Source organism: Herbaspirillum sp. B65, from assembly GCF_000333555.1.
GTDB lineage: Bacteria > Pseudomonadota > Gammaproteobacteria > Burkholderiales > Burkholderiaceae_D > Herbaspirillum > Herbaspirillum rubrisubalbicans.
Genome location: NZ_BADI01000969.1, coordinates 1 through 7,900 on the forward strand (window position 1 = coordinate 1; position 7,900 = coordinate 7,900).

Genomic DNA, 7,900 nt, shown 5'->3' on the forward strand with positions numbered 1-7,900 from the left:
GGCCAGCACCAGGGAGGTAAATTCGGTGGCCCATCGGGATCGCGGCGATTTCGACGCTGATGTTGGTCCCGGGGCGATGTAACTTGAAGGACGGAGTACGCGCATCCTTGTTGGTACCGCGATGTTCGACCAGGCTGATACGGTCGGACAGCAGCACGATTTCTTGCAGGAGTTCCTGCATCTCACGGGATTTGGCGCCATCATCGAGCGACGCGACGATCTCGATCGGGTGGCTGACCTTTTCCAGATAGGCCTTCAATTGGGTCTTGAGATTGGCATCAAGCATGATGATTCACTTCCTCGTTGAGAGATTCAAAGTCGCCCTGACCACGGCCTCGCCCTTGTGGGGGTCGACCGCTTGCCCGGGGGGAGCGGGGCAGGACGGGTACTGCAGGGATGTTCTTCAGAGCAGGATGTTCTTCAGAGCATTTAATTGCCGAGTGGGCGTAGCGAGCGGGCCGAGGTCCGTGGGAGAAGCGCAGCCGTACTTCAGTACGGCGAGCATCGCAGCGCGGAGATCGGCCCGCGCAGTAGCCCAATCGGTAATTAAATCTTGCCGACCAGGTCCAGGGAAGGCTTCAGGGTGGCAGCGCCTTCTTCCCACTTGGCGGGGCAGACTTCACCCGGGTGCGAAGCGACGTACTGGGCAGCCTTGACCTTGCGCAGCAGTTCCGAAGCGTCACGGCCGATGCCGTTGTCATGGATTTCCAGGACCTTGATCTGGCCTTCCGGATTGATCACGAAGGTACCGCGCAGTGCCAGGCCTTCTTCTTCGATCAGCACTTCGAAGTTGCGTGCCAGGGTAGCGGTCGGGTCGCCAACCAGCGGATATTGCACCTTCTTGATGGCTTCCGAGGTGTCGTGCCAGGCCTTGTGGGCGAAGTGGGTATCGGTGGAGATACCGTAGATTTCAACGCCCAGCTTCTTGAATTCAGCGTAGTTGTCGGCCAGATCTTCCAGCTCGGTCGGGCACACGAAAGTGAAGTCGGCCGGGTAGAACACGAACACGGACCACTTGCCCTTCAGGGTAGCTTCGGTGATGTCGACGAACTTGCCATCGTGGTAAGCGGTTGCCTTGAACGGCTTGATAGTGGTGTTGATCAGGGACATGTCGATTTCCTTTTAAAGGGGGGTTGAGTGAAGCGATGGATTGAATAGTAGAACGCCAAACAAAATAGATCAATTTTATTTAATCAATAATTTTGATTGGATTTAACTATCGATCTTGAGGATCAGCCTATCATCGGACTGGGCGAGCGCAAACGGCACCCTCGCCTGGACTACATGGCGACAGCCAGCGCCGATGCAAGCACGACGCTGGCCCCATGGCGAGACTGATCGCTTAAGATGGAGCACTTCCGTGCTCGCCCCGGAGCGGGGCAAGCGGAAGTGGGAGCAATGTTACTGCAAGCACGCCGTTCTTGTGCGAGCGCACAAGCCGACCAATCCTGATCCTTCATACCGATGAGCGAGCACCGTCCCCAACCCGGCCACCGCGCCGATTTCCTTCATTTCCACCCGATCCAGACGCGCTGGATGGACAACGATGTCTATGGTCACGTCAACAATGTGGTCTATTACAGCTGGTTCGATACGGCGGTGAACCACTACCTGGTGGAGCGCGGCGTACTGGACATCGAACGGGGAGAGGTGATCGGCCTGGTCATCGAGACGCAGTGCAACTATTTCGCCTCGGTGGCCTTCCCCGAGCAGGTCGAGGTCGGCGTGCGGGTGGCGCATCTGGGGCGCAGCAGCGTGCGTTATGAACTGGGGATCTTCAAGGCGGGGCAAGAGACTGCCGCCGCGCAGGGTCACTTCGTGCATGTGTACGTGGATCGCGCCAGCCGCCGCCCGGTGGCACTACCTGAAGCGTTGCGCAGCGCGCTCATGCCCCTGACCGCGCTCATGCCCGGTTGAGTCCGGAGCTGCCGCCCAGCGGCGCTCAAAAAGAAAACGCCCACCGCATCCCTGCGGCAGGCGCTTCCTGTCTTCTCCGAACCGGTCAGCTTAGGCTGCCAGCTTCTTCTCCAGCTTGTCCTTCACTCCTTGCAGTTCGACCGGCAGCTTGTGCTTGAGCTTGTCGAACAGTTCTGCGTGCAGCTCCAGTTCCTTCAGCCAGGCGGCCTTGTCGATGGAGGTGATGGTGGTGAACTGTTCGGCGCTGAAGTCCAGGCCTTCCCACTGCAGATCCTCGAAACGCGGGGTGATGCCGAACAGGTGCTCGACACCGCCGGTCTTGATACCTTGCGGGTCTTCGATGCGGTCCAGCATCCACTTCAGCACGCGCATGTTGTCGCCGAAGCCCGGCCAGACGAACTTGCCATCGGCATCGGTACGGAACCAGTTGACGCAATAGATCTTGGGCAGCTCGGCCGGCGAGGCGGCGATCTTCTTGCCGATGTCCAGCCAGTGCTGGAAGTATTCGCTCATGTTGTAGCCAGCGAAGGGCAGCATGGCGAACGGATCGCGGCGCACCACGCCCTGCTGGCCGACAGCCGCAGCGGTGGTTTCCGAACCCATGGTGGCAGCCATGTAGACGCCTTCGACCCAGTTGCGGGCTTCGGTCACCAGCGGCACGGTGGTGGAACGACGGCCACCGAAGATGAAGGCCGAGATCGGCACGCCGGCCGGATCATCCCAGGCCGGGTCGATCACCGGATTCTGGGTCGCGGCGACGGTGAAGCGTGCGTTCGGGTGAGCTGCCTTGCGGCCGGTTTCCTTGCCGATTGCCGGGGTCCAGTCCTTGCCCTGCCAGTCGATCAGGTGCGCCGGGGCTTCCTTGGTCATGCCTTCCCACCAGACGTCGCCATCATCGGTCAGCGCAACGTTGGTGAAGATGGTGTTGGCCGCGACCGAGGCCATGCAGTTGTAGTTGCTCTTTTCGTTGGTGCCGGGGGCCACGCCGAAGTAGCCGGCTTCCGGGTTGATCGCGTACAGGCGACCATCGGCGCCCGGCTTGATCCAGGCGATGTCGTCGCCGATGGTGGTGACCTTCCAGCCGCCAAAAGCCTTGGGCGGGATCAGCATGGCGAAGTTGGTCTTGCCGCAGGCCGAGGGGAAGGCCGCTGCCACGTAATGCTTCTTGCCCTGGGGCGACTCCACGCCCAGGATCAGCATGTGCTCGGCCAGCCAGCCCTGGGCGCGGCCCATGTTGGAGGCGATGCGCAGGGCGAAGCACTTCTTGCCCAAGAGCGCGTTGCCGCCGTAGCCCGAGCCATAGGACCAGATCTCGCGGGTTTCCGGGTAATGCACGATGTACTTGGTGGCGTTGCACGGCCAGGCCACGTCCTTCTGGCCAGCCGCCAGCGGAGCGCCCACCGAGTGCACGCAAGGCACGAACTCGCCATCGGCACCCAGCACGTCATACACCGCACGGCCCATGCGGGTCATGATGCGCATGTTGACCGCCACATAGGCCGAATCCGACAGTTCCACGCCGATGTGGGCGATGGGCGAACCCAGCGGCCCCATCGAGAACGGCACCACGTACAGGGTGCGGCCAGCCATGCAGCCGTCGAACAGGCCATGCAAGGTCTGGCGCATCTCGGCCGGATCGGTCCAGTTGTTGGTCGGGCCGGCGTCTTCCTTGTTCTGCGAGCAAATGAAAGTACGGTCTTCCACCCGCGCCACATCCGACGGGTCGGAGCAGGCCAGGTAGCTGTTGGGACGCTTTTCCTGATTGAGCTTCTTCATGGTGCCGGCAGCGACCATCTCGGCGCACAGGCGGTCATATTCTTCCTGCGAACCATCGCACCAGTAAATGCGAGCCGGCTTGGTCAGTGCGGCGATTTCGGCGACCCAGTTGATCAGTTTCTGGTGTTTGACGTAGGCGGGCGCATTGACTGCGGGAATGCCTGCCATGAGGGGTTGGTTCATATGCTACCTCCAATGCCACAAGTTGATGAATTCGGTAGGCACGGCAGGATCGTCGTGGTCCGGGAAGCAGCGCGACATCCACGCGCCAGCTCGACAATACGGCGATCTTGTCGATGGCAGCCGCCCTGTCCGGGTCTGGCTACCGGGCCCGACACCCGTGTTGGCGGCGGGCCTTGTTCACTCTTCGACAGTCGAGAGTGGAAGAAAGTGGCTGCGATTGTACCCCGATAAAACAGAATTTACGCAAATTTGTAGCGGAAAATACCCGACTTATGTAGTAGGTAATTACAAATCGGAAGAAATCTGTTTTTTCATTACCATGGCGTATAACAGCGATTTTCCGAAAAACCGCTTCAATACTGGATTTTCGCGGGATACAGCCGATCCAACCATTCACAATATGAATATCACTCCCCAAAAATGGGACGATTATTTCATTTTCGCTCTTTGGCAACGCATAGCCGGACAATGACTGACAGACCTTGTCAGCGTACAGAGCAATGCACTCTTCCACAGCGCCTACAGATGCGAGCGGTCCGTCATCCTGACAGGCATCACACCGGATCGGAGCAATCCCTTTATGATGTCGGCCAGAGGTCATCGGCCCGCTCGCGCGAGGGGCTGCTACCCCACCCTTCACGCATGTCTGCCAGGAGACTCTCATGAAAATCGCCATCCTCGACGACTACCAGGATGCCGTGCGCCACCTCGATTGCTTCAGCCTGCTGGCGGGTCACGACGTCAAGGTATTCAACAACACCGTGCGTGGCATCGGCCAGTTGACGGCGCGCCTGTCGCCCTTCGATGCCGTGGTCCTGATTCGCGAGCGCACGGCGTTGACCAGGCCGCTGCTGGAAAAACTGCCGCTGTTGAAACTTATCTCCCAGACCGGCAAGGTCAGCGGCCATGTCGATGTGGCCGCCGCCACCGAGCGTGGCATTGCCATCGTCGAAGGCGTGGGCGACCCGACCGCGCCAGCCGAACTGACCTGGGCCCTGATCATGGCCGCCATGCGCCGCGTGCCGCAATACTGCAGCGCCCTGCGTGCCGGCGCCTGGCAACAGGTCTCGCCCACGCCGCATCACAATATGATCGGCACCGCCTTGAAGGGGCGCACGCTGGGCATCTGGGGCTACGGCAAGATCGGCAAGCTGGTGGCCGGCTACGGTCGTGCCTTTGGCATGTCGGTGCTGATCTGGGGACGTGAGGCCAGCCGCGAGCAGGCCGTCAAGGATGGTTACCAGGCCGCGGCCAGCAAGGAAGAGTTCTTTGCCCAGGCCGATGTTCTGAGCCTGCACCTGCGCCTCAACGACGCCACCCGCGCCATCGTCAAGGCCACCGACCTGGCCCGGATGAAACCGACCGCCTGCTTGGTCAACACCAGCCGCGCCGAACTGGTCGAGCCCGAGGCCCTGGAAGCGGCGCTCCAGGCCGGTCGCCCTGGCCTGGCCGCGCTCGATGTCTACGAGCGCGAACCGTTGCCGGTGGAGTCGCCCCTGCTACAGATGGACAACGTGGTGGCCGCGCCGCACCTGGGCTATGTGGAAAAAGATGGATATGAACTTTACTTCCGTGCGGCCTTCCAGAACATCGTCGACTACGCCGCTGGACGGCCTGCCAACGTCCTCAATCCTGAGGTTCTGGGGTAATACGGTGAATGGTTCTTACCGGCGGGTCATAAGCCAGTTGCGGCATCGGCCCGCCACGCTTCCACAGGTGCCGCCAGCCCGGTGGCCAAGGTAAGGGGGCTCCCGCATAGTCGGGGACGTTGCGCCGCACCGGGATCACCGGCAGATGCTCGGGCATGGTGCCGTGGTCATGCCAGCCCAGGCTGAAGGCATAGTCCGGCAGCAGCGTGGCGCATACCTGCTCGAACCAGTTGGCATGTTCCTGGTCCTCCCCCAAGGCGCGCGCCAGCCCTTGCGGATCGAATTGCGCCAGCAGGCGTGCCAGTTCCTCGGGCGAAGAGGAGGGCCCATCGCCCCAGCCCAGCACCGGATTGAAGTTGTAATCGGCGCCCGAGCCATACCAGCCCTCGCGCCGGGGCCGTTCGATCCAGTTGCGCGGGCCGCTGAAGAGATGCCAGCGCCAATGCAGCCCGGAAGGCTTGGGCCAACTGTACAAGTAAAGCCGCTGGTAACCGGCCCGGTGCAGTTCGCGCACCATGGCCATGAGCCGTGCATGGGGCATCCGGTCGGGTGGCGCACGGCGAAACAGGATGGGCGTGCCATCGGCGTGCTGCACTTCGTCGGAGGACAGGTTCAGGTCCAGGGTGCGCACTTCGCTGCCGAAGCGCGCAGAAATCCAGCCCGTCAACAGGTTGACGAGCACGATCACGCCATAGCCGCGATGGCGGTGGAAGATGACGGTGCCGGGTGCCAGAGGTTTCATATCCGGGCCATTATAAATGGCTTGGCAAAATCGCTCCCAAGGCCGGCGCCGACACACGAAAATGAAGCTTGCTGCGTGTAAGATAGCGCCTGGCCCGGGCGCAGCGCCCTTCTCCAGGGCCCGGGACCGCATCTTGCTTATCCCGTTTGATGAATTTTTTGACCAGTTGGAAGATAGGAAACCCATGAGCCTGCGCATCATCGCCACCGGCGGCACCTTCGACAAGCACTACGACGAAATCGCCGGCCAGCTGGGCTTTGGCCAAAGCCACCTGCCGGACGTCATCGCCCGCGCCCGCATCACTACCGAAGTCTCCCTGGAAACCCTGCGCCTGCTGGATTCGCTGGAGATGCAGGATGCCGACCGCCAGCGCGTGCTGCAAGCCTGCCAGGCCTCGCCCCAGCAAGCCATCGTCATCGTCCACGGCACCGACACCATGCAGCAGACCGCCCAGGTACTGGGCCCGGCGTTGAGCGACAAGACCGTGGTGCTGACCGGCGCCATGATCCCCTACGAGATCGCCAATTCGGATGCCCTCTTCAATTTCGGCTTTGCCTGCGGCGTGGCCCAGGTGCTGCCGCCGGGCGTGTATGTGGCCATGAATGGCCGCATCTTCGCCTGGAACAAGGTCGCCAAGAACCGCAGTGCCGGCGTGTTCGAACCCATCTGAAAAAATCTTACGCCTGGTGCGCTTGCTGCTGCGCCCACTGGCGGCAGAACGACAGCAGCGCCGCCAGGCTGGGCGAAGGTGCGCGGTGGCGGCTGACCACCATGTAGAAATGGCGGCGCAGGGTCGGCAGTGGCGTCTCCAGTTCAACCAGCTTGCCCGATTCGATCAGGTCTTCCACCACCGAGCGCGACAGGCAACTGATGCCCAGCCCTTCGGCCGTGGCGCGCTTGATCGCCTCGGAGTTGCCGAACTCGAAGGAGGACGGCAGGTGATGCAGGTAGGGAATCAAGGCGTGCTCGACCGCCTCACGCGTACCGGAGCCGGCCTCGCGCAAGAGCCAGTCGGCCTGGCGCAGCATCTTCAGCGTGATCTTGCGCGCGGTCGCGACGATGGGGTGAGTGGGTGCGGCCACCACGATCAATTCATCGGTCATCCACGGCTCGACCCTGACGTCATCGGCATGGCACGGCCCTTCGATCAAGCCCGCATCCACCTCGAAATTGACCACCGCCTCCACGATGTCGGCCGTATTGGCCACCAGCGCCCGCACCCGGGCACCAGCATGAATGCGCCGATATGCCGCGATCATGGCCGGCAGCAGATAGCTGCCGATGGTGGTGGACGCCCCCAGGTGTAACTCACTGCCGGCGGCCGGATCGCTGAACTGACGCTCGATGGTCTGTGCCGCATCCAGCATGTGGCGCGCCTGCGGCAGCAATTGACGGCCGCTGTCATTCAAGACCAGGCGCTTGCCGACGCGGTCGAACAACTGCACCCCGAGCAGGCTTTCCAGTTCATTCAAGGAGGCACTGGCCGCCGACTGCGACAAGGCCACCATGCCCGCCGCCGCCGTGGTCGAGCCGGACTGCGCCACCGCCAGGAAGATCTGCAATTGCCGCAGCGTAATCCTCATTGTTTTCCCTCCATCCTTCCCGGCCCGCGGGAGAGTTCATCATCACCAAA

Annotated in this window: 8 protein-coding genes and 1 pseudogene; 4 read left to right on the forward strand and 5 right to left on the reverse strand. The window is 61.9% G+C overall.

The window, feature by feature from the left end; genetic code table 11:
• Positions 1 to 286 (reverse strand): annotated as a pseudogene (locus tag I5W_RS22775) (alkyl hydroperoxide reductase subunit F); the annotation flags it as partial.
• Positions 287 to 546: 260 nt separating this feature from the next.
• The gene (ahpC, locus tag I5W_RS22780) at positions 547 to 1,110 is read right to left on the reverse strand and encodes an alkyl hydroperoxide reductase subunit C (protein ID WP_017449741.1); all 564 of its coding nucleotides are present in this window, start codon (positions 1,108 to 1,110) and stop codon (positions 547 to 549) included.
• 354 nt (positions 1,111 to 1,464) lie between these two features.
• On the opposite strand from ahpC, the gene I5W_RS22785 reads away from it, so the two are divergent.
• Positions 1,465 to 1,917 carry an acyl-CoA thioesterase gene (locus tag I5W_RS22785; protein WP_044530960.1) on the forward strand — a complete coding sequence of 151 codons (453 nt, stop codon included), beginning with the start codon at positions 1,465 to 1,467 and terminating at the stop codon, positions 1,915 to 1,917.
• Between the two features lie 90 nt (positions 1,918 to 2,007).
• Here the strand turns inward: I5W_RS22785 and I5W_RS22790 are convergent, their stop codons facing one another.
• Positions 2,008 to 3,876: a phosphoenolpyruvate carboxykinase (GTP) gene (locus I5W_RS22790; protein ID WP_044530961.1), complete on the reverse strand. Its 1,869-nt coding sequence runs from the start codon at positions 3,874 to 3,876 to the stop codon at positions 2,008 to 2,010.
• A 25-nt stretch (positions 3,877 to 3,901) separates the two neighbouring features.
• Here I5W_RS22790 and I5W_RS31635 point away from each other — a divergent pair, with 25 nt between their 5' ends.
• The gene (locus I5W_RS31635; protein ID WP_148289180.1) at positions 3,902 to 4,348 is read left to right on the forward strand and encodes a hypothetical protein; all 447 of its coding nucleotides are present in this window, start codon (positions 3,902 to 3,904) and stop codon (positions 4,346 to 4,348) included.
• A 190-nt stretch (positions 4,349 to 4,538) separates the two neighbouring features.
• The gene (locus I5W_RS22795) at positions 4,539 to 5,525 is read left to right on the forward strand and encodes a D-2-hydroxyacid dehydrogenase family protein (RefSeq protein WP_017449747.1); all 987 of its coding nucleotides are present in this window, start codon (positions 4,539 to 4,541) and stop codon (positions 5,523 to 5,525) included.
• Here the strand turns inward: I5W_RS22795 and I5W_RS22800 are convergent.
• Entirely contained in the window at positions 5,503 to 6,267 is a 765-nt protein-coding gene (locus I5W_RS22800) for a hypothetical protein (protein ID WP_044530962.1), read from the reverse strand. The two genes, I5W_RS22795 and I5W_RS22800, sit on opposite strands and share 23 nt — an antisense overlap.
• A gap of 184 nt (positions 6,268 to 6,451) precedes the next feature.
• On the opposite strand from I5W_RS22800, the gene I5W_RS22805 reads away from it, so the two are divergent.
• The gene (locus tag I5W_RS22805) at positions 6,452 to 6,937 is read left to right on the forward strand and encodes an asparaginase domain-containing protein (RefSeq protein WP_044530963.1); all 486 of its coding nucleotides are present in this window, start codon (positions 6,452 to 6,454) and stop codon (positions 6,935 to 6,937) included.
• Positions 6,938 to 6,944: 7 nt separating this feature from the next.
• On the opposite strand, the gene I5W_RS22810 is transcribed toward I5W_RS22805, so the two are convergent.
• Positions 6,945 to 7,850 (reverse strand): LysR family transcriptional regulator, encoded by a 906-nt coding sequence (locus I5W_RS22810; protein WP_044530964.1) that lies wholly within the window; start codon positions 7,848 to 7,850, stop codon positions 6,945 to 6,947.
• Between the last annotated feature and the right edge of the window lie 50 nt (positions 7,851 to 7,900).

Excerpts from the sequence above, each read along its gene's own strand:
- ahpC (WP_017449741.1), bottom strand. The coding sequence starts at position 1,110 with ATGTCCCTGATCAACACCACTATCAAGCCGTTCAAGGCAACCGCTTAC.
- I5W_RS31635 (WP_148289180.1), top strand. The coding sequence starts at position 3,902 with ATGAATTCGGTAGGCACGGCAGGATCGTCGTGGTCCGGGAAGCAGCGC.
- I5W_RS22810 (WP_044530964.1), bottom strand. The coding sequence starts at position 7,850 with ATGAGGATTACGCTGCGGCAATTGCAGATCTTCCTGGCGGTGGCGCAG.
- I5W_RS22800 (WP_044530962.1), bottom strand. The coding sequence starts at position 6,267 with ATGAAACCTCTGGCACCCGGCACCGTCATCTTCCACCGCCATCGCGGC.
- I5W_RS22785 (WP_044530960.1), top strand. The coding sequence starts at position 1,465 with ATGAGCGAGCACCGTCCCCAACCCGGCCACCGCGCCGATTTCCTTCAT.
- I5W_RS22805 (WP_044530963.1), top strand. The coding sequence starts at position 6,452 with ATGAGCCTGCGCATCATCGCCACCGGCGGCACCTTCGACAAGCACTAC.
- I5W_RS22790 (WP_044530961.1), bottom strand. The coding sequence starts at position 3,876 with ATGAACCAACCCCTCATGGCAGGCATTCCCGCAGTCAATGCGCCCGCC.
- I5W_RS22795 (WP_017449747.1), top strand. The coding sequence starts at position 4,539 with ATGAAAATCGCCATCCTCGACGACTACCAGGATGCCGTGCGCCACCTC.